This window comes from Pantoea sp. UBA6567, from assembly GCF_002434165.1.
In the GTDB taxonomy this organism is placed as follows: Bacteria; Pseudomonadota; Gammaproteobacteria; order Enterobacterales; family Enterobacteriaceae; genus Pantoea; species Pantoea eucrina.
The window spans coordinates 1,349,555-1,368,847 of sequence record NZ_DJJN01000006.1; the positions used below are offsets into that span (position 1 = coordinate 1,349,555).

Annotated in this window: 17 protein-coding genes; 4 read left to right on the forward strand and 13 right to left on the reverse strand. The window is 54.6% G+C overall.

Annotated features, from left to right (window positions below; translation table 11 throughout):
- Positions 1-3 precede the first annotated feature (3 nt).
- The 9 genes from nuoI to lrhA all read right to left on the reverse strand — a co-directional run bounded on the left by nuoI (position 4) and on the right by lrhA (position 10,849).
- On the reverse strand, positions 4-546 hold the full coding sequence (gene nuoI, locus B4M48_RS12385; protein WP_039385566.1) for an NADH-quinone oxidoreductase subunit NuoI: 543 nt from the start codon (positions 544-546) through the stop codon (positions 4-6).
- 11 nt (positions 547-557) lie between these two features.
- The gene (gene nuoH / locus B4M48_RS12390; RefSeq protein ID WP_039385568.1) at positions 558-1,535 is read right to left on the reverse strand and encodes an NADH-quinone oxidoreductase subunit NuoH; all 978 of its coding nucleotides are present in this window, start codon (positions 1,533-1,535) and stop codon (positions 558-560) included.
- Positions 1,532-4,255 carry an NADH-quinone oxidoreductase subunit NuoG gene (nuoG, locus tag B4M48_RS12395; RefSeq protein ID WP_071668056.1) on the reverse strand — a complete coding sequence of 908 codons (2,724 nt, stop codon included), beginning with the start codon at positions 4,253-4,255 and terminating at the stop codon, positions 1,532-1,534. Before nuoG ends, nuoH begins: the two co-directional genes overlap by 4 nt.
- Before the next feature lie 112 nt (positions 4,256-4,367).
- Entirely contained in the window at positions 4,368-5,708 is a 1,341-nt protein-coding gene (gene nuoF / locus B4M48_RS12400; protein WP_039385572.1) for an NADH-quinone oxidoreductase subunit NuoF, read from the reverse strand.
- Positions 5,708-6,223, reverse strand: coding sequence for an NADH-quinone oxidoreductase subunit NuoE (nuoE, locus tag B4M48_RS12405; RefSeq protein ID WP_039379025.1), 516 nt, complete (start codon positions 6,221-6,223; stop codon positions 5,708-5,710). Before nuoE ends, nuoF begins: the two co-directional genes overlap by 1 nt.
- Before the next feature lie 2 nt (positions 6,224-6,225).
- Complete coding sequence (nuoC, locus tag B4M48_RS12410) at positions 6,226-8,025, reverse strand: NADH-quinone oxidoreductase subunit C/D (RefSeq protein WP_039379028.1); 1,800 nt, start codon at positions 8,023-8,025, stop codon at positions 6,226-6,228.
- Between the two features lie 116 nt (positions 8,026-8,141).
- Entirely contained in the window at positions 8,142-8,819 is a 678-nt protein-coding gene (locus B4M48_RS12415; protein ID WP_039379030.1) for a NuoB/complex I 20 kDa subunit family protein, read from the reverse strand.
- 15 nt (positions 8,820-8,834) lie between these two features.
- The gene (locus tag B4M48_RS12420) at positions 8,835-9,278 is read right to left on the reverse strand and encodes an NADH-quinone oxidoreductase subunit A (protein WP_039379033.1); all 444 of its coding nucleotides are present in this window, start codon (positions 9,276-9,278) and stop codon (positions 8,835-8,837) included.
- 647 nt (positions 9,279-9,925) lie between these two features.
- Complete coding sequence (gene lrhA / locus B4M48_RS12425; RefSeq protein WP_039379035.1) at positions 9,926-10,849, reverse strand: transcriptional regulator LrhA; 924 nt, start codon at positions 10,847-10,849, stop codon at positions 9,926-9,928.
- Between the two features lie 960 nt (positions 10,850-11,809).
- On the opposite strand from lrhA, the gene B4M48_RS12430 reads away from it, so the two are divergent.
- Both B4M48_RS12430 and yfbR read left to right on the forward strand, forming a co-directional pair.
- Positions 11,810-13,027 carry a pyridoxal phosphate-dependent aminotransferase gene (locus tag B4M48_RS12430; RefSeq protein ID WP_039379037.1) on the forward strand — a complete coding sequence of 406 codons (1,218 nt, stop codon included), beginning with the start codon at positions 11,810-11,812 and terminating at the stop codon, positions 13,025-13,027.
- A gap of 120 nt (positions 13,028-13,147) precedes the next feature.
- Entirely contained in the window at positions 13,148-13,747 is a 600-nt protein-coding gene (gene yfbR, locus B4M48_RS12435) for a 5'-deoxynucleotidase (RefSeq protein ID WP_288656827.1), read from the forward strand.
- A 15-nt stretch (positions 13,748-13,762) separates the two neighbouring features.
- Here the strand turns inward: yfbR and B4M48_RS12440 are convergent, their stop codons facing one another.
- Genes B4M48_RS12440 through B4M48_RS12450 form a run of 3 tightly spaced genes read right to left on the reverse strand, consistent with a single transcriptional unit; the run spans position 13,763 to position 15,162 of the window.
- Positions 13,763-14,422: a sugar phosphatase gene (locus B4M48_RS12440; RefSeq protein WP_071668057.1), complete on the reverse strand. Its 660-nt coding sequence runs from the start codon at positions 14,420-14,422 to the stop codon at positions 13,763-13,765.
- A 28-nt stretch (positions 14,423-14,450) separates the two neighbouring features.
- Positions 14,451-14,903: a terminus macrodomain insulation protein YfbV gene (gene yfbV / locus B4M48_RS12445; RefSeq protein WP_039379043.1), complete on the reverse strand. Its 453-nt coding sequence runs from the start codon at positions 14,901-14,903 to the stop codon at positions 14,451-14,453.
- Positions 14,893-15,162: a hypothetical protein gene (locus B4M48_RS12450; protein ID WP_139239657.1), complete on the reverse strand. Its 270-nt coding sequence runs from the start codon at positions 15,160-15,162 to the stop codon at positions 14,893-14,895. The genes yfbV and B4M48_RS12450 overlap by 11 nt, the downstream gene beginning before the upstream one ends.
- A 79-nt stretch (positions 15,163-15,241) precedes the next feature.
- Here B4M48_RS12450 and ackA point away from each other — a divergent pair, with 79 nt between their 5' ends.
- Entirely contained in the window at positions 15,242-16,444 is a 1,203-nt protein-coding gene (gene ackA / locus B4M48_RS12455; RefSeq protein ID WP_039379064.1) for an acetate kinase, read from the forward strand.
- A 71-nt stretch (positions 16,445-16,515) separates the two neighbouring features.
- A complete protein-coding gene (pta, locus tag B4M48_RS12460) occupies positions 16,516-18,660 on the forward strand; it encodes a phosphate acetyltransferase (RefSeq protein WP_288656832.1) in 2,145 nt (714 codons plus the stop codon).
- A 78-nt stretch (positions 18,661-18,738) separates the two neighbouring features.
- On the opposite strand, the gene yfcD is transcribed toward pta, so the two are convergent.
- Positions 18,739-19,284 (reverse strand): NUDIX hydrolase YfcD, encoded by a 546-nt coding sequence (gene yfcD, locus B4M48_RS12465; protein ID WP_039379079.1) that lies wholly within the window; start codon positions 19,282-19,284, stop codon positions 18,739-18,741.
- Positions 19,285-19,293: the final 9 nt, after the last annotated feature.

The window sequence follows — 19,293 nt, forward strand, 5'->3', positions numbered from 1 at the left end:
TCCTTAAGGTAGTAACCCTTTGACGTCGATCGGTTTGGCTTCGTTTTCCGCGTCGCCCTTCTCTTTTCCGTCGATCGCCATACCCGCCATACGATAGAAGTTGTATTCCGGGTATTTGCCGGGTCCCGAGATCAGTAGATCCTGCTTCTCATACACCAGGTCCTGACGCTTAAACTCACCCAGCTCAAAATCAGGGGTCAGCTGAATCGCAGTGGTCGGACAGGCTTCTTCACACAGGCCACAAAAAATGCAGCGTGAAAAGTTGATGCGAAAGAATTCCGGATACCAGCGGCCATCCTGCGTCTCTGCTTTCTGCAGCGAGATACAGCCGACCGGGCAGGCTACTGCGCAGAGGTTACAGGCAACGCAGCGCTCTTCACCGTCAGGATCGCGCGTCAGCACAATGCGACCACGATAGCGCGGCGGCAGATAGACCGGCTCTTCCGGATACATCTGCGTTTCGCGTTTGGCAAAGGCGTGCATGCCGATCATCCAGATACTGCGCACTGTCGTGCCGAAGCCAACGACAATATCTTTTAATGTCATCTCAATACCCCTTACTGCGCGTTGTACAGAATCACTGCGGCGGTCGCCAGCAGGTTCAACAGCGTCAACGGCAGACAAACTTTCCAGCCGAACGACAGCACCTGGTCATAGCGTGGACGCGGCAGCGCAGCACGGATCAGGATAAACATCACCATGAAGAACGCCGTTTTCAGGGCGAACCAGATGAATGGCGGCAGGAAAGGTCCATGCCAGCCGCCAAAGAACAGCGTGACAATCAGCGCGGAAACCGTGGTAATGGCGACATATTCACCCACAAAGAACAGACCGAACTTCATACCGGCATATTCAATATGGTAACCGTCAGCCAGCTCCTGTTCCGCTTCCGGCTGGTCAAACGGATGACGGTGACACACTGCTACCCCGGCAATACAGAAGGTCACAAAGCCAAAGAACTGCGGAATGATGTTCCAGAGGTGCGTCTGGTTTTCAACAATCGCATTCAGGTTAAACGATCCCGCCTGCGCCACTACGCCCATCAGCGACAGGCCAAGAAACACCTCATAGCTCAGCGTCTGCGCAGAGGCACGCATCGCACCCAGCAGCGAGTATTTGTTGTTACTCGACCAGCCGGCAAACAGCACGGCGTAGACGGCCAGACCCGCCATCATCAGGAAGAACAGCAGACCGATGTTCAGATCCGTGACCATCCAGGTGGGTGAAACGGGTACAATCGCAAAGGCCAGCAGCAGCGATACAAAAGCAATAACCGGTGCCAGAGTAAAGATGAAGCGGTCGGTAAACGGCGGTACCCAGTCCTCTTTAAAGAACATTTTGATCATATCCGCCGCCAGCTGGAGTGAACCGCCCCAGCCGACACGGTTAGGTCCGTAGCGGTTCTGCCATAAGCCGAGCAAACGACGCTCGGCAAAGCTCATGAACGCCCCGCAGGCTACCACGACCAGCAAAATTACAATCGCCTTAACCACCTGCAGAATGATGTCGATAACGTCCGATGTCAGCCAGCTCATTGCGCAGCCTCCTGCAGTTGATCAATTTGCGCATGCGCAAGGAACGGCGGCACACCCGGCATGCCGAGCGGCAGACCAATCTGACCCGGCTGCAGGAAAGCGGAGAAGCGTACCGGCAGGCGCAGTGTTTCGCCGGCGCAAACCAGCTCTGCGGCAGCGCCGTGATTGACGCCAAGCTTCTCTGCATCCGTTGGGTTAATCACCAGCTCAGCCGGCACCATACGCTTCTGGAACGTCGGAGAGCGCTGCGTCATCTCTTCACTGCCAAACAGCCGGTAGTAAGGCGCAACGCGGAAATGGCTGCCGCTGGCAAACCGCTCCGGCACGTTGCTAAACCACGGCAGTGAGCCTTCGCCCGCTTCAAACAGCCGGACACCCGGATCGCCATTCCGCAGTTTGCCGCCAACTTCATCCTGGAATTTGTTCCACGCCTGCGGTGAGTTCCAGCCCGGCGCCCAGGCAAAGGGGATCTGCGAGCGCGGTGCTTCAGGCTGGTTGTTCCCTTCCATTGAGAAGGCAAACATAGTGTCTTTATCCTGCGGCTGACGTGGCTCATGTACGCTGATATTGGCGCGGGCGGCAGTACGACCGCTGGCGCGATGCGGTGAACGCGCCAGCTTCTGACCGCGAATGCGGAAGCTGGCATCCGGTGCCGCATCTTTGATGCCTTTCAGCTGTGGCAGCGCAATAATCGCCGCATCAATCACGTGATCCAGCTGCGTCCAGTCGATATGACGGCTCTCCAGCGCGCTGTGCAGCGAATGCAGCCAGCGCCAGCTTTCCAGCATCACAATGCTGTTGTCATAGTAAGCGGGATCGTAAACCTGGAAGAAGCGCTGCGCGCGACCTTCATGGTTGATTGAGGTGCCATCACTTTCAGCGAAGCTGGCCGCGGAGAGCACCATACCGGCTTTCTCCAGCGTGGCGGTCCGCTGGTGGTCAACCACAATCACGCCTGACGCCTTCTGTAGCGCAGCGTCGACGCGGGCTTTCGGCGCGTGGCGATAGAGATCGTTCTCCAGCACTACCAGCGCATCCGCTTCGCCGTTTGTCAGCTGATCCAGCGCCGCATCCAGCGAGTGACCGCCCATCATGCCCAGGCCCATGCTATTAGCCGCGCCGGCCAGCAGGGTGATCCCTACGTCGGCACCGCGGGCTTTCAGCGCTTTCGCCACGTTTGCAGCCGCCTCAATCATCGCGGTCGTGCCGGAGTGGGTGCCGGAGATAATCAGCGGCTTTTTCGCCCCTGCCAGCGCCTGCACTACCACATCAATTTTGCTGCTGAGTGACTTGTCGATATCACTCACCGCGGGTGCGCTCTCATCCAGCGCGCTGGCGATGGCAAACCCGAGGCGCGCCTGATCTTCTACCGGGGCGCGATAGCTCCACGCCGCGATATCATCCAGACGGGTTTCATCGACGTTAGTGACAAACAGCGGATGTTTCGCATGCTGACCGATATTCAGGATGGCGGCGATCTGCCAGTCTGCAACTTTCTGCGCGGCTGCCATCTCGCGTGCTTTGCCTTTTACGGCCTGGCGCACTGACAGCGCGACGCGCGCGCCCACCTGCGTCAGATCTTCGCCCAGCACCAGCACGGCATCGTAACTTTCCATTTCGCGCAGTGAAGGCGTATAGATACCGCTGTTCTGCAGCACGTTCAGCATCAGTTCAACGCGCGCCTGCTCTCCTGCTGGCATGCCGGTTGAGAAGTTGCCGGCACCCACCAGCTCACGCAGGGCAAAGTTGCTCTCGATGCTGGCGCGGGGTGAGCCGATACCGATCACGCGTTTCGCCTGGCGCAGCATGTCAGCCGCAGCGTTAACCGCCTGCTCTGCGTTCAGCGTAATCGTATCGCTGCCGCGCAGTTGATGCGGGTGACGCGGGCGATCTTTGCGGTTGACATAGCCATAGCCAAAACGACCGCGATCGCAGAGGAAGTAGTGGTTTACCGTACCGTTATAACGGTTTTCAATACGACGCAGCTCGCCATAGCGCTCGCCGGGACTGGTGTTACAGCCGACGCTGCACTGCTGGCAGATGCTGGGCGCAAACTGCATATCCCATTTACGGTTATAGCGCTCAGAGTGCGTTTTATCGGTAAACACGCCAGTCGGGCAGATCTCAACCAGGTTACCTGAAAATTCGCTCTCCAGCGTGCCATCTTCCGGACGACCAAAGTAGACGTTATCGTGTGCGCCATAGACGCCCAGATCTTTGCCGTCAGCATAATCTTTGTAATAGCGAACGCAGCGATAGCAGGCGATACAGCGGTTCATCTCATGGGAGATAAACGGACCAAGATCCTGATTCTGGTGCGTGCGCTTGGTAAAGCGATAACGACGGAAGCTGTGGCCCGTCATTACCGTCATATCCTGCAGATGACAGTTACCGCCCTCTTCGCAGACCGGGCAGTCGTGCGGATGGTTCGTCATCAGCCACTCTACGACGCTTTCACGAAACTCTTTCGCTTCGCCATCATCAATAGAGATAAAAGTGCCATCCGATGCCGGTGTCATGCAGGACATAACGAGGCGGCCGCGGGTATCTTCGGCATTCTGGAATTGCTTCACCGCACACTGGCGGCAGGCGCCTACGCTGCCGAGCGCCGGATGCCAGCAAAAATAGGGAATATCAAGGCCCAGAGAGAGACACGCCTGTAGCAGGTTGTCCGCTCCGTTCACATCATATTCTTTACCGTCTACATGGATTGTAGCCATAGTGAACATGCTTCCGTAAGGCTCGTCCGGGGACGAGCGTTAAACATCAAATTCTGTTATCCCGCTTTTCAGCCGGACTGGCGTCTGGCGCCTTCCGTCTACGGTGGTCTGCTTACCAGCGCGTTTTCAGCAGGTTAGGCTGAATACCGCCGATAGAACGGGTATTGCCAAACACCTGCGGCGCAATGCCGGCTTCAAACTCTTCACGGAAATATTTAATTGCGCTCTGCAGAGGCTCAACCGCGCCTGGTGCATGCGCACAGAAGGTTTTACCCGGGCCCAGCTGACGGCAAAGCTGCAGCAGCGTTTCGATATCACCCGGCTGCCCCTGCTTCTGCTCCAGCGCGCGCAGGATCTTGACGCTCCACGGCAGGCCGTCGCGGCACGGCGTACACCATCCGCACGACTCACGGGCAAAAAACTCTTCCAGGTTACGCACCAGCGACACCATATTGATCTCGTGATCTACCGCCATCGCCAGCGCCGTACCCAGACGGCTGCCCGCTTTACCGATGCTGGCAAACTCCATTGGCAGATCGAGATGCTGGTCGGTCAGAAAATCGGTTCCGGCACCGCCTGGCTGCCACGCCTTAAACTTCAGGCCATCGCGCATACCGCCGGCATAATCTTCCAGAATCTCGCGGGCGGTGATGCCAAACGGCAGTTCCCAGACGCCAGGGTTTTTAACGCGGCCGGAGAAGCCCATCATTTTGGTGCCGGCATCTTCACTTTTAGACAGCCCTTTGTACCACTCCACGCCGTTCAGGAAGATAGCTGGCACGTTGGAGAGGGTCTCAACGTTGTTAACGCAGGTTGGCTTGCCCCAGACGCCGGCGCTGGCCGGGAACGGTGGCTTTGAGCGCGGGTTAGCACGACGCCCTTCCAGCGAGTTGATCAGCGCCGTCTCTTCACCGCAGATATAGCGGCCCGCGCCGGTGTGAACAAACAGTTCAAAATCAAAACCGGTGCCGAGAATATTTTTACCGAGATAGCCCGCTTCTGTAGCTTCGGCGATGGCGCGACGCAGGTTCTCTGCTGCTTCAACATATTCACCGCGCAGGAAGATGTAGCCGCGATAAGCTTTTAGCGCGAAAGCACTGATCAGCATGCCTTCCACCAGCTGATGTGGCAGCTGCTCCATCAGCAGGCGGTCTTTATAGGTGCCTGGCTCCATCTCATCCGCGTTACACAGCAGATAACGGATATTCATGGACTCATCTTTTGGCATCAGACTCCACTTCAGGCCGGTGCTGAAGCCCGCACCGCCGCGCCCTTTCAGGCCAGAGTCTTTGACCGCCGTAACGATTTCATCCTGGCTCATGCCGTTCAGCGCTTTTTCGGCGCCAGCGTAGCCATTTTTGCTGCGGTACTCTTCCAGCCAGACCGGCTGTTTGTCGTCGCGCAGACGCCAGGTCAGCGGATGCGTTTCCGCAGCACGAATAATGGGTTTCATCATTGATACTGCTCCAGTAGCGAGGCGATACCTTCCGGCGTCAGGTGAACGTGCGTATCGTCATTCACCATCATGGTCGGCCCCTTATCGCAGTTGCCGAGGCAGCAGGTAGGCAGCAGCGTAAAGCGGCCGTCTGCCGTTGTCTGGCCGGGTTTAATATGAAGATTCTGTTCCAGTGCTGCCTGAATGCCCTGATAACCGGTAATGTGGCACACCACGCTGTCGCAGTAGCGGATCACGTGACGGCCAACCGGCGTACGGTAAATCTGGCTGTAGAACGTTGCCACGCCTTCGACATCGCTGGCCGGAATACCCAGCACATTAGCAATTGCGTGAATAGCGCCATCCGGCACCCAGCCCCGCTGTTTTTGCACGATCTTCAGCGCTTCAATTGAGGCTGCGCGCGCATCCTCGTAGTGATGTTTTTCATGCTCAATAGCGTGGTGCTCGGCCTCGCTCAGCACAAAGACCTCATTCGGGTCGATGGTTTGAATGGCAATTTTTTGATCGTGCATAATTAGCGGTCCACGTCTGACATAACAAAATCGATACTACCGAGGTAGACGATGAGATCGGATACCAGGCTGCCGCGGATCACTGACGGGATCTGCTGCAGGTGCGGGAAGCTTGGCGTGCGCACGCGGGTGCGGTAGCTCATGGTGCTGCCGTCGCTGGTCAGGTAGTAGCTGTTGATCCCTTTCGTCGCCTCAATCATCTGGAACGATTCATTGGCGGGCATCACCGGTCCCCAGGAGACCTGCAGGAAGTGGGTGATCAGGGTTTCAATGTGCTGCAGCGTACGCTCTTTCGGCGGCGGCGTGGTCAGCGGATGGTCCGCTTTGAACGGTCCTTCCGGCATGTTGTTCAGGCACTGCTCCAGAATACGCAGCGACTGCCACATCTCTTCCATTTTCAGCTGTACGCGGGTGTAAGCATCGCTGATGCCTGCGCCAACCGGAATTTCAAAATCGAAGTTTTCGTAGCCTGAATAAGGACGCCACTTACGCACGTCAAAGTCGAGACCGGTTGCACGCAGACCCGCACCGGTTGTGCCCCACGCCAGCGCTTCATCCATATTGTAAGCGGCTACGCCCTGTGAGCGTCCCATCAGCACGGTGTTGCGCAGTGCCGCTTTGTCATACTCTTTCAGGCGTTTTGGCATCCAGTCGAGGAACTCACGCAGCAGACGCTCCCAGCCTTTCGGCAGATCGTGCGCCACACCACCGATACGGAACCAGGCGGGATGCATGCGGAAACCGGTAATCGCTTCCACGACATCATAAATTTTCTGACGATCGGTAAACGCAAAGAACACCGGCGTCATTGCGCCAACGTCCTGAATAAAGGTTGAGATGTAGAGCAGGTGGCTGTTGATACGGAACAGCTCAGAGAGCATCACGCGAATGACGTTAACGCGGTCTGGTACCGTGATCCCGGCCAGTTTCTCTACGGCGAGTACGTAAGGCATTTCATTAACACAGCCGCCCAGATACTCGATACGATCGGTATAGGGGATATAGCTGTGCCAGGACTGCCGCTCGCCCATCTTCTCGGCACCGCGATGGTGATAGCCAACGTCAGGTACGCAGTCGACAATCTCTTCACCGTCGAGCTGCAGGATGATACGGAAAGCACCGTGCGCAGAGGGGTGGTTCGGGCCAAGGTTAAGGAACATAAAGTCCTCATTGGCCGTGCTGCGTTTCATGCCCCACTCTTCTGGTTTGAACGTCAGCGACTCCATTTCCAGATCTTCTTTCTGCTTAGTCAGCGTAAAGGGATCGAACTCAGTCGCGCGCGCCGGATAATCTTTACGCAGCGGGTGCCCTTCCCAGGTCTGCGGCATCATAATGCGCGTCAGATGAGGATGCCCCTGGAACGTAATGCCAAACATCTCCCAGGTCTCGCGCTCATACCAGTTGGCGTTGGCGAAGATAGTGGTGATGGTTGGCACATTCAGATCGTTTTCAGATAACGCCACCTTGAGCATAATGTCGCGGTTACGTTCAATAGAAAGCAGATGATAGAAAACGGAAAAATCCGCAGCAGGCAGGCCTGCGCGGTGGGTACGTAAACGCTCATCAAAGCCATGCAGGTCATACAGCATGACATAGGGCTTAGGCAGCTTGCGCAGAAACGTTACAATTTCCAGCAGCTGTTCGCGCTTTACCCAGACTACAGGAATGCCGGTGCGGGTTGCCTGAACAGTAAAGGCGTCCGGCCCAAAACGATTACGCAGCTCGCCGATCACCGGGTCATCCAGGTGCTCACGGGTTTGCCATGCTGGCTGAGCGAGATCTTGCGTGGTCAAATCTGTCATACGTTACTCACCATTCCGGCCTGTTATCAGGCACTCAAAAGAAGGCGTCAGGATGGCGGCACACACTACGTTGTCATTTTCTGCTGTGGCCGTTACTCCATCCGTGTACGGGATACTTACACTTCGTCCGGGGTTCTCAGGTTAGTGACGGCAATGCGCTCGCCACGTTTCCTTTCACGTTCAGACTGCATGTTGGCGCGATATACACCCTGGTCACCGACTACCCATGAGAGTGGACGGCGCTCTTTACCGATCGACTCACGCAGCAGCAGCAGCGCCTGCATATAGGCTTCCGGACGCGGCGGGCAGCCCGGAATGTAAACATCCACCGGCAGAAATTTATCCACACCCTGTACGACAGAATAGATGTCATACATCCCGCCTGAGTTAGCGCAGGCACCCATAGAGATCACCCATTTAGGTTCCAGCATCTGATCGTACAAACGCTGAATAACGGGTGCCATTTTGGTAAAAGGCGTACCGGCAATAACCATAAAGTCAGCCTGGCGCGGCGAGGCGCGCATAACTTCAGCGCCAAAGCGTGCCACGTCATGCACCGCAGTAAATGACGTGGTCATTTCTACGTAGCAGCAGGAGAGGCCAAAGTTATAGGGCCAGAGAGAGTTCTTACGACCCCAGTTCACCATGTCATGCAGAGCGTGTTCCAGCTTGCCCATATAAACGCTACGGTGAACGTGCTGTTCCAGAGGATCGGTAACAATCTCCTGTTTCTGCAGAGGATAGCGATCGCCATCCCCGCCGTTCGGGTCTACGCGTGTCAGCGTGTAGTCCATCTTATTGCCTCGCTTTTACTGCTTATGAGGGTTGGTGTGACTGTGGCTGACCGGGCTTGATTTGACCACTACGCGACGACGCGCAGGAGCCCAATCCAGCGCGCCGATGCGAACCAGATAAACCAGGCCTGCCAGGAGCACCAAAATGAAAATTGCGGCTTCGACAAAGCCGACCCAGCCGCTTTCGCGAATGGAGGTCGACCAGGCGTATAAATAGAGGGCTTCCACGTCGAAAATAACGAAAAACATGGCAACCAGATAGAATTTTGCAGAGAGGCGGATGTGGGTATCGCCAACCGATTCAATACCAGACTCAAACGGGGTGTTTTTGTAACGCGCTTTAGCACGTCCACCAAGCAGCCAGCCGCCGGTTAACATAAAGGCACAAAGGCCAAATGCGATCACAATAAATACAATAAACGCCCAGTGATGAGCGATGACTTCGGTGGTTGTTGACATACGCTTTGCTTACTCATCAAAAGTGGCGATGGCATCCTGCACTGTTGCAGCAAACACACCACATCGATTCAAGGGAAGGATAAAAACCTTATAAACGTTGCTGTCTTTCCTGATTAGGCAGCAATTTTATGGGGTTTTTTACTCCTTTCTATAACCTTTTGTCAACTTTGACAAAAGTATCCAAACATTATTTTACACCCGCATCATATTATTAACATATACCCTCATCAGCGCCAGCTAAATCGCTTCAGTTTGTGCGGTTAATTTCAGTGTAGCGGGGTTTTACATGCATGGATCGTGCGTTTAACACTCACATTTTGACAGGTCTTCCGCAGATTTCCCTCTCCCTGACAGGGTTATTTTTTTGATCCAGAACACACTTCTGCGCTTTTAGCTCTAAAAAGCAGCGCATATGGCAGGATCGGTTAGTGCAAAGAAGGCATTTTTTGATAAAAAATTTCTAAAATGACGGGAATTGAAACAACTGCTCGTTTTTCGGAAAGCCTGATAATTATCGGCCATAAAAATGCGTATCTGGCCCCGGATAACAGGCAAAAAAAAGCCTTAGTCGCAGTTACACCGACTAAGGCTTTTTTATAGCAATTATACAGCGCGTAACGCGCGTATTACTGCAGTGTCGCTACGGCTTACTCTTCATCATCCAGCAGCAGTGAGCTATCCGGATTTGCACTGAGATTGTAAGGATCGTTCGTCGATTGCATGGCGTTGAAAATGGCCAGCGCCAGTTCATTATCGCTGTCAGCGTTACGGCACAGCAGGTATTGCGTATCCGGTAACACTGGCAAACCTTCGGCTGCGCCCATTACGCGCAACTCAGGACTCATCATTTCAACCGGACGTGCCGTTACGCCCAGACCGGCTTTAACGGCCGCGCGCACTGCTGCCAGCGTTGATGCCACGTAAGAGATACGCCATGGAATACCCGCTTCGTTCAGATGGTCTATCGCCATATCGCGATACGGGCTTGGTTCATCCAGCAGTACCAGAGGAATCGCTTCGCCGCGCTGGAAAATATAGTCAGCGGCACAGTACCAGAGCGTTGGTGAAGTACGCAGTACCTGATGCGTGAAGTTACCCGGGCTGGACGTGGTCACAACCAGATCGACTTCTCCCTGGTTCAGCATCTCCATCATAAACGGGTTACGTTTTACACGTACATCGATGGCGAGCTTTGGATAGACTGACGTCACCCGGTTCAGCAGGAAAGGCAGAATGGTATCTGACGTGTCATCAGAGGCTCCGATAGTCAGAACGCCCTGAATATTGCTGTACATGAGTGAGGTGCAGGCTTCGTCGTTAAAACGCAGGATTTTCCTGGCATAGCCAAGCAGCTGGATACCGTGCTCCGTCAGAAGTTTGTTACGTCCATGTCGGGCAAACAGCTCTTTACCTACCAGTTGCTCCAGACGTTGCATCTGCTGGCTTACCGCTGACTGGGTTCTGCACACGGCCGCCGCCGCCGCTGCAAACGTATTCAGGTCTGCAACAGCAACAAATGTACGCAGCAGATCGAGGTCGAGATTCAGTATCGGACGATTTGCATTAGTCATGATTTTTTTCTTCACTTTATAAGATTTTTAGAACTACTACCCTGGTGTATTGCCACAAAATCAAAGAGATAAGTGGCAATGGTGCTTACTGACAATCTCCAGAGGAGATCGTCTTAAAACCGAGTTCAGGCGGGTAATGACGAGCGTACGTTCTCTGGCAGCAGAGAGGCGGCGTCATTAGAGACAGAACAACTTCAGGGCCAAAGACAAGAGTCGTACCGGTGCTGGAAGCTGTGTAGTTGCCTGGTTGCCTGCATAAAAGGTTGCAGAGCAAAAAAAGAGATAACACGTTGTTATGTCGAAACGAAGCCATAAAGTGCTTCAAATAATAAATTATACTTAATCATTTTTACGCTTTAAAGGGAAATGTTTTCGTGCAAAACATCAAATTTTTTGCTTAATAAGCCCGTTTAGCCCCTCCGGCAACGCCAGGGTTAAATTCTGACCACTTGGTTTGTAAACTTATTTGGAGCGATAAAGTTACAGAAAAACGCTCATTGCCCGCCAGTATTGCGATCGTACCCGTTGCTATTCGCGCAATTTCTATGCTGAGACTGCGCATAAGAATGCAGATATTGCCGCTGCGCCATGCATGAGTTAACGTCAGCTGAATAAAACAGCATCATTTAGCAAGGTACGCTTAACTATTTCATTGCGCAGCTAATCATTAGTATGGAAAGCATAACCCGGTTTTCTTATGACAGAGGGGCAGCTGGCGTAGCCGTTACAGGCAAATCGCATCGCTATTTACCAAAATAATAGTCTTGTAAATTAACCACAGGCAGTCATAAAAACCAATTTAACCGGCATATCACCATAATTACGCTACCCACACCGGGAATCTGTCTCAATCACGCCAAAAGCCGCTGCCACCCTTCTTTTGTTATCGGGAGAGGAGTAAATTGGGCAGGTTTTAACTGGGTGGCGGGTTAAAGGACTCTGCCCGAAAAGGCGGCAACGATGAATTTCCAAATTGATAAATCCGGTAAGCTGGAAAATGTCTGTTACGACATTCGCGGACCGGTACTAAAAGAAGCAAAGCGACTTGAAGAAGAAGGCAACAAGGTTCTCAAGCTCAATATTGGCAACCCAGCGCCGTTTGGTTTTGAAGCACCTGATGAAATTCTGGTCGACGTTATACGTAATCTGCCTGGTGCGCAGGGATACTGCGACTCCAAGGGGCTCTACTCTGCTCGTAAAGCCATTATGCAGCACTATCAGGCGCGTGATATGCGCGACGTTACCGTTGAAGATATCTATATCGGCAATGGGGTATCAGAGCTGATCGTGCAGGCGATGCAGGCGCTGCTCAATAGCGGCGATGAGATGCTGGTGCCGGCACCGGATTACCCACTGTGGACGGCAGCCGTTTCACTCTCCAGCGGCAAAGCTGTCCATTACCGATGCGATGAGTCAGCCGGCTGGTTTCCGGATCTGGATGATATCCGTAGCAAAATCACACCGCGCACGCGTGGAATTGTGATTATCAACCCCAATAACCCGACCGGCGCGGTTTACAGTAAAGAGCTGCTGCTGGAGGTGGTAGAAATAGCGCGTCAGCATAACCTGATCATCTTTGCTGATGAAATCTATGACAAAATCCTCTACGACGATGCGCAGCATCACTCCATTGCGGCGCTGGCACCCGATCTTCTGACGGTGACCTTTAACGGTTTGTCTAAAACCTATCGCGTGGCCGGTTTTCGTCAGGGCTGGATGGTGCTAAACGGGCCGAAAAAGCACGCCAAAGGCTATATTGAAGGCCTGGAAATGCTCGCCTCTATGCGCCTGTGTGCCAACGTGCCCGCTCAGCATGCGATTCAGACCGCGCTGGGAGGCTACCAGAGCATCAGCGAGTTTATCGCCCCTGGCGGACGGCTCTACGAGCAGCGCCAGCGCGCCTGGGAGCTGATTAACGATATTCCCGGCGTAAGCTGCGTTAAACCGCAGGGCGCGCTTTACATGTTCCCGCGTATCGATCCGAAAAAATTTAATATTTATGACGATCAGAAGATGGTGCTCGACTTCCTGCTGCAGGAAAAAGTGCTGCTGGTACAGGGCTCCGCCTTTAACTGGCCACATCCGGATCACGTGCGCATTGTTACTCTGCCGCGGGTAGACGATCTGGAGATGGCGATCGGCAAGTTTGGACGTTTTCTGCAGGGTTACCGGCAGTAAGTCACCTTCTGCTGCAGCCAGCCAGGCGCTTAACCTGTCATGTACCTGGCTGCAGTCAGGTATATACTGTATGCATTCCGGGGAGGGGTTTCCTCCCCGCTGTGCTGACAGGATGCTGTAATGACTCAAAGCCACTTTTTCGCTCACCTCTCCCGCCTGAAACTCATCAATCGCTGGCCGCTGATGCGCAATGTGCGTACAGAAAATGTCTCTGAACACAGCCTGCAGGTCGCGATGGTGGCGCATGCGCTGGCAGTGATCAAAAATCTGAAATTTGCAGGTGAACTCAATCCCGATCGTATTGCAATGCTGGCGCTCTATCATGATGCCAGTGAAGTGCTGACCGGCGATCTGCCAACGCCGGTTAAGTATTACAACGCGCAAATTGCGCATGAATACAAAAAGATTGAGAAAATTGCCCAGCAAAAGCTGATTGAAATGCTGCCGCCCGAATTGCAGGAAGCGTATCGGCCGCTGATTGATGAACACCACTATAGCGCGGCCGAACAGGCTGTGGTGAAACAGGCTGACGCTCTCTGCGCCTATCTGAAATGCCTTGAGGAGCTCTCTGCCGGCAACCATGAATTTTCACTGGCTAAAACACGGCTGGAGAAGACCCTGACCGAGCGGCGTTCACCTGAAATGGATTATTTTGTGGAGGTGTTCGTCCCGAGCTTTACTCTGTCGCTTGATGAGATTTCACAGGAGACCCCGCTCTGAGCGAGCGGGTATCATTCAGGCGCGCAGGCTCAGCGAAAAGGCGCCGGTGTCGTTCTGCGTAATTTTCAGCGTGCTCAGATCGGGCAGATTAAACAGAACCTGGTTCAGACCAGGCGTATCTGCCGCTGGATCGATGGCGATCACTGCGCTGCCGGCCGCAAGGCCTGCCGCAATACCTGCGGGCGCATCTTCTACCACCACACATTCAGACGGATGCAGGCCCAGACGCTCAGCACCCAGTAAATAGGGTTCCGGATCGGGCTTGCCGCGCCGGATATCGTTAGCCGTAATAAACACCGCTGGCAAAGGGAGCTCAGCTGCGCGATGCCTGGCGTGGGCTACCGGCACCGAACCGGAGGTGACAATCGCCCAGGGGATGTTCTGCTCATTAAGCTGCGTCAGCAGCGCGCGCGCGCCGGCTATCTCCCGTATGCCCTGCGTATCCCGGGCTTCCTGCTGCTCCAGCCAGTGAAATTCCGCCTGGATGGCGGCCTCACTCTCGCCGCGCATGAAATGGCGCAGTGAATCGATAGCGGGTTTGCCGTGAATATAATCGAGTACCACCTCAGCGCTGAGCGCATGACGCTCGCCCCACTGCGTCCAGCAGCGGTTTACTGCCGGCAGTGAATCCACCAGCGTGCCATCCAGGTCAAACAGAAATCCTTTAAAATTCACCTGCTGCTCCTTATCCGATTGTGCAGAATTAAAGATCGTCCAGAAAGGTGCGATCCAGCTGTCTGAACGCCCGTTTAAGTACATCAGCCAGCGCCTGATAGGTGGGCTTTCCCTCTACCGGTGCAATCGCCTGCCCCGCCTCTTCCAGTTTGCTGCGGACTTCGTTAAACCACTGCAGCAGCGCAGGCGGCAGCGGCGTACCGGCTCGTTTACCCAGCCACCACAATCCCTGCATCGGCAGGCTGCAGGCAAACAGCGCGGTGGCGATGGCTGGCCCCAGCTGCCCGCCCAGCGCTATCTGCCACGTCAGGGTAAATACGGCCAGCGGCGGCATAAAACGGATGGCAAAGCGGGTCGCCGTAACGACCCGGTTTTCCGGAAACACTGGCGCCAGACGTTTATCCGCAGGCCAGGTTTTCATGTAGTGTTGTCCGCGCTGAAATAAGCCAAACCAGCCCGGATTACCTGCGTCATTCGCCATTATGCACCTCAACTAATACTGCATTATTTAAAATAAATTTGTAACTACACAACTTTACGTGACATCCTTCAAAACATTTTGTTTTTGCAGGTGACAGTGGGTATTCTGACGCCGTTTTCAGTAACATTACCGGAAGCTGCCGCCTGATTAAAGCACAGCCAGAGCCAGGTATTGCTACAGCGCTTTCAAAAATTTGCGTAAAATTACCGAATTTTTTTGCGTGTCGTTTTCTTTTTAGCTGGCGCATGATGTTAATCATAAATCGCCCCGCTCTCATGGGCTACGCTGTTAGTCTGATTGCGTTATTTTTAGCCACTATTTAACAAATAGGTACTTCCATGTCGACGAAGTTAGTACTGGTTCTGAACTGCGGCAGTTCTTCTCTTAAATTTGCTATCCTCAATCCAGCTACCGGCGATGAGTACCTGTCGGGACTGGCTGAATGTTTCCACCTGCCGGAAGCGCGGATTAAATGGAAGCTGGAAGGCAGCAAGCAGGAAGCACCATTGGGTGCAGGCGCAGCCCACAGCGAAGCGCTGAACTTCATCGTTAAATCTATTCTGGCACAAAAACCAGAGCTTTCGGCACAAATCGCTGCAATCGGCCACCGTATCGTACATGGCGGTGAGCGACTGACCCAGTCCGTCATCATTGATGAGGCGGTCATTCAGGGCATTAAAGATGCCTCTTCTTTTGCACCGCTGCACAATCCGGCGCATTTAATCGGCATTGATGAGGCGATGAAAAATTTCCCGCATCTCTCTGATAAGAATGTGGCGGTTTTTGATACGGCTTTCCATCAGACGATGCCTGAAGAATCGTATCTCTACGCCCTGCCTTATCATCTCTATCGCGAGCATGGCGTACGCCGCTACGGCGCTCACGGCACCAGCCACTATTATGTGACGCAGGAAGCGGCAAAAATGCTGAACAAGCCAGTCAGCGAGCTGAACATTATCACCTGTCACCTTGGTAACGGCGGCTCCGTGTCTGCTATTCGTAACGGCCAGTGCGTTGATACCTCAATGGGCCTGACGCCACTTGAAGGTTTAGTCATGGGCACCCGCAGCGGTGACATCGATCCGGCCATTGTTTTCTTCCTGCACGATGCACTGGGTATGAGCGTTGATGCGATCAACAAGCTGCTGACCAAAGAGTCAGGGCTGCTGGGCCTGACGGAAGTAACCAGCGACTGCCGCTACGTTGAAGATAACTATGCGACTAAAGATGATGCAAAGCGTGCGATGGATGTTTTCTGCCACCGGCTGGCCAAATATATCGGCAGCTATACGGCGCTGATGGATGGTCGCCTGGATGCAGTCATCTTTACCGGCGGTATTGGCGAAAATGCGGCTCTGGTACGCGAACTGGCCCTGGGCAAACTGGGTCTGCTGGGCTTTGACCTTGATCACGAGCGCAATCTGGCTGCCCGCTTTGGCAAATCCGGTTTTATCAATAAAGAGGGTACCCGCCCTGCACTCGTCATCCCGACCAATGAAGAGCTGGTGATTGCGCAGGATGCCGCGCGTCTGACGGCCTGATCCCTTTCTTCTCCGTCAGCTCAGGCTGACGGAGCGATTTTGACACCCTGTAACACCGCGAGGTTTTTAACGTGTCACGTACAATTATGCTTATCCCCACCGGCACCAGCGTCGGCCTGACCAGCGTCAGCCTTGGCGTGATCCGCGCAATGGAACGCAAAGGCGTGCGCCTGAGTGTTTTCAAGCCCATTGCTCAGCCGCGCGCCGGTGGTGACCGACCGGACCAGACGACCACCATTATTCGTAAGAACTCCGCTATTCCTGCCGCTGAACCGCTGCAGATGTCACGCGTTGAGTCACTGCTGGGTTCAAACCAGCAGGATGTACTGATGGAAGAGATCATTGCCAACTACCACGCTACGGCCAGAGAAGCAGAGGTGGTGCTGGTCGAAGGTCTGGTGCCGACACGTAAGCATCAGTTCGCTTCGGCGCTCAACTACGAGATCGCCAAAACGCTGAACGCAGAGATTGTTTTTGTGATGGCGCTGGGCAATGACTCGCCGGCTCAGTTAAAAGAGCGTATTGAGCTAAGCCAGAGCAGCTTTGGCGGCAGTAAAAACAAAAACATCACAGGCGTTATCATCAACAAGCTGAATGCCCCGGTTGATGAGCAGGGTCGTACCCGTCCCGATCTGTCAGAGATTTTTGATGACTCCTCTAAAGCCAGCGTAGCCAACATCGATCCGAAACAGCTGTTTGCTAACAGCCCGTTGCCGGTGCTGGGCTGTGTGCCATGGAGCTTTGACCTGATCGCCACGCGCGCTATCGATATGTGCCGCCACCTCAACGCGGAAATCATCAACGAAGGTGAAATCGAGACGCGCCGCGTTAAATCTGTGACCTTCTGCGCACGCAGCATCCCGCACATGCTGGAGCATTTCCGTCCCGGCTCACTGCTGGTGACCTCGGCCGATCGCCCTGACGTACTGGTTGCTGCCTGTCTGGCAGCGATGAACGGTATTGAAATTGGTGCCATTCTGCTGACCGGCGGCTATCAGATCGAAGCGCCTATTGCCCGTCTGTGCGAGCGCGCTTTCCAGACCGGCCTGCCGGTGTTTATGGTGAAAACCAACACCTGGCAGACGTCGCTGAGCCTGCAGAGCTTCAACCTGGAAGTACCGGCTGACGATACGCAGCGTATTGAAAAAGTGCAGGAGTATGTTGCCGGCTTTATCAACGCCGACTGGATTGAGTCGCTGACCGCCACTTCCGAACGCAGTCGTCGCCTGTCGCCTCCTGCTTTCCGCTATCAGTTGACCGAACTTGCACGTAAAGCGGGCAAACGCATTGTCCTGCCGGAAGGCGACGAACCGCGCACGGTTAAAGCGGCGGCAATCTGCGCCGAACGCGGCATTGCCACCTGCGTCCTGCTGGGGGATTCGGATGAGATCCAGCGCGTGGCGGCGGCTCAGGGCGTGGAGCTGGGCACCGGCATTGAGATTGTCGATCCGAAAGTTGTGCGCGGAAACTATGTGCCGCGCCTGGTTGAGCTGCGCAAAAGCAAAGGCATGACGGAAGTCGTGGCGGAGGAGCAGCTGGAAGACAATGTGGTGCTGGGTACCATGATGCTGGAGAGCGGAGAAGTGGATGGCCTGGTCTCTGGCGCGGTGCACACCACTGCCAATACCATTCGTCCGCCGCTGCAGCTGATCAAAACTGCGCCCGGCAGCTCGCTGGTTTCATCCGTGTTCTTTATGCTGCTGCCGGAACAGGTACTGGTTTACGGCGACTGCGCCATCAACCCCGATCCTAACCCGGAGCAGCTGGCTGAAATCGCGATTCAGTCTGCAGATTCCGCCAGCGCCTTTGGTATCGATCCGCGCGTAGCGATGATCTCTTACTCAACCGGCAACTCCGGTGCGGGCAGCGACGTTGAGAAAGTGCGCGAAGCCACCCGCATTGCGCAGGAGAAGCGCCCCGATCTGGTTATTGATGGTCCGCTGCAATATGACGCGGCCATTATGGAAGATGTTGCCAGGTCCAAAGCGCCTGATTCGGCGGTTGCCGGACGCGCCACGGTCTTTATCTTCCCGGATCTCAATACCGGTAACACTACGTACAAAGCGGTGCAGCGCTCTGCCGATCTGATCTCTATCGGCCCGATGCTGCAGGGCATGCGTAAACCGGTCAATGACCTGTCACGCGGCGCGCTGGTCGATGATATCGTCTACACCATCGCCCTGACGGCCATTCAGTCGCAGCAGGCGGAAGGATAAGCTCTCCTCCCCTGCTCAGGTATAAAAAAAGCATGCGCCAGGCGCATGCTTTTTTTTCGCGTCGTGCAGATGCAGCGGTCAGCTTTCGCTGTTCTGCTTGCTGCGTGCTGCATCGCTATTACGGCTCAGCCACAGCGAGAGCGCTTTCAGTGAATCGTCGGTAAACTCATCGCAGCGCGCCGTGATCTCTTCTGGCGTCATCCAGAAAATCTCATCAACTTCACTCTCCTGCATCGCAAACGGACCGTGAGAAACACAGCTGAACAGCCCGCCCCAGACGCGGCAGTGCTGATCTTCAAAGTAGAATTTGCCGTGTTCAGCGAAGGGTACTGCCGCGATCCCCAGCTCCTCTTCCGCTTCGCGCCGTGCAGATTCGAGCATCTCTTCACCGCTCTGCACCACGCCACCCGCGGTGGCATCCAGCATACCGGGCATGAAATCTTTGGTTTCTGTGCGACGCTGTACCAGGATCTTGCCCATACCATCATGAACCACGATATAGGTGGCGCGATGGCGCAGACACTGTGCCCGCATCTGTGCCCGGCTGGCCTGCGCAATCACTTCGTTCTCTTCGCTGACGATATCCACCCACTCAATAGCGTCATCTGCCGTTTGATCCACCATCCGTAACCC

What these genes read in the sequence shown, in the direction of transcription:
- yfbR (WP_288656827.1), top strand. Translation starts at nt 13,148, where the DNA reads ATGACTCAAAGCCACTTTTTCGCTCACCTCTCCCGCCTGAAACTCATC.
- nuoF (WP_039385572.1), bottom strand. Translation starts at nt 5,708, where the DNA reads ATGAAACCCATTATTCGTGCTGCGGAAACGCATCCGCTGACCTGGCGT.
- ackA (WP_039379064.1), top strand. Translation starts at nt 15,242, where the DNA reads ATGTCGACGAAGTTAGTACTGGTTCTGAACTGCGGCAGTTCTTCTCTT.
- yfbV (WP_039379043.1), bottom strand. Translation starts at nt 14,903, where the DNA reads ATGGCGAATGACGCAGGTAATCCGGGCTGGTTTGGCTTATTTCAGCGC.
- lrhA (WP_039379035.1), bottom strand. Translation starts at nt 10,849, where the DNA reads ATGACTAATGCAAATCGTCCGATACTGAATCTCGACCTCGATCTGCTG.
- yfcD (WP_039379079.1), bottom strand. Translation starts at nt 19,284, where the DNA reads ATGGTGGATCAAACGGCAGATGACGCTATTGAGTGGGTGGATATCGTC.
- nuoH (WP_039385568.1), bottom strand. Translation starts at nt 1,535, where the DNA reads ATGAGCTGGCTGACATCGGACGTTATCGACATCATTCTGCAGGTGGTT.
- B4M48_RS12420 (WP_039379033.1), bottom strand. Translation starts at nt 9,278, where the DNA reads ATGTCAACAACCACCGAAGTCATCGCTCATCACTGGGCGTTTATTGTA.
- B4M48_RS12450 (WP_139239657.1), bottom strand. Translation starts at nt 15,162, where the DNA reads ATGATTAACATCATGCGCCAGCTAAAAAGAAAACGACACGCAAAAAAA.
- B4M48_RS12415 (WP_039379030.1), bottom strand. Translation starts at nt 8,819, where the DNA reads ATGGACTACACGCTGACACGCGTAGACCCGAACGGCGGGGATGGCGAT.
- B4M48_RS12430 (WP_039379037.1), top strand. Translation starts at nt 11,810, where the DNA reads ATGAATTTCCAAATTGATAAATCCGGTAAGCTGGAAAATGTCTGTTAC.
- nuoE (WP_039379025.1), bottom strand. Translation starts at nt 6,223, where the DNA reads ATGCACGATCAAAAAATTGCCATTCAAACCATCGACCCGAATGAGGTC.
- nuoC (WP_039379028.1), bottom strand. Translation starts at nt 8,025, where the DNA reads ATGACAGATTTGACCACGCAAGATCTCGCTCAGCCAGCATGGCAAACC.
- nuoI (WP_039385566.1), bottom strand. Translation starts at nt 546, where the DNA reads ATGACATTAAAAGATATTGTCGTTGGCTTCGGCACGACAGTGCGCAGT.
- nuoG (WP_071668056.1), bottom strand. Translation starts at nt 4,255, where the DNA reads ATGGCTACAATCCATGTAGACGGTAAAGAATATGATGTGAACGGAGCG.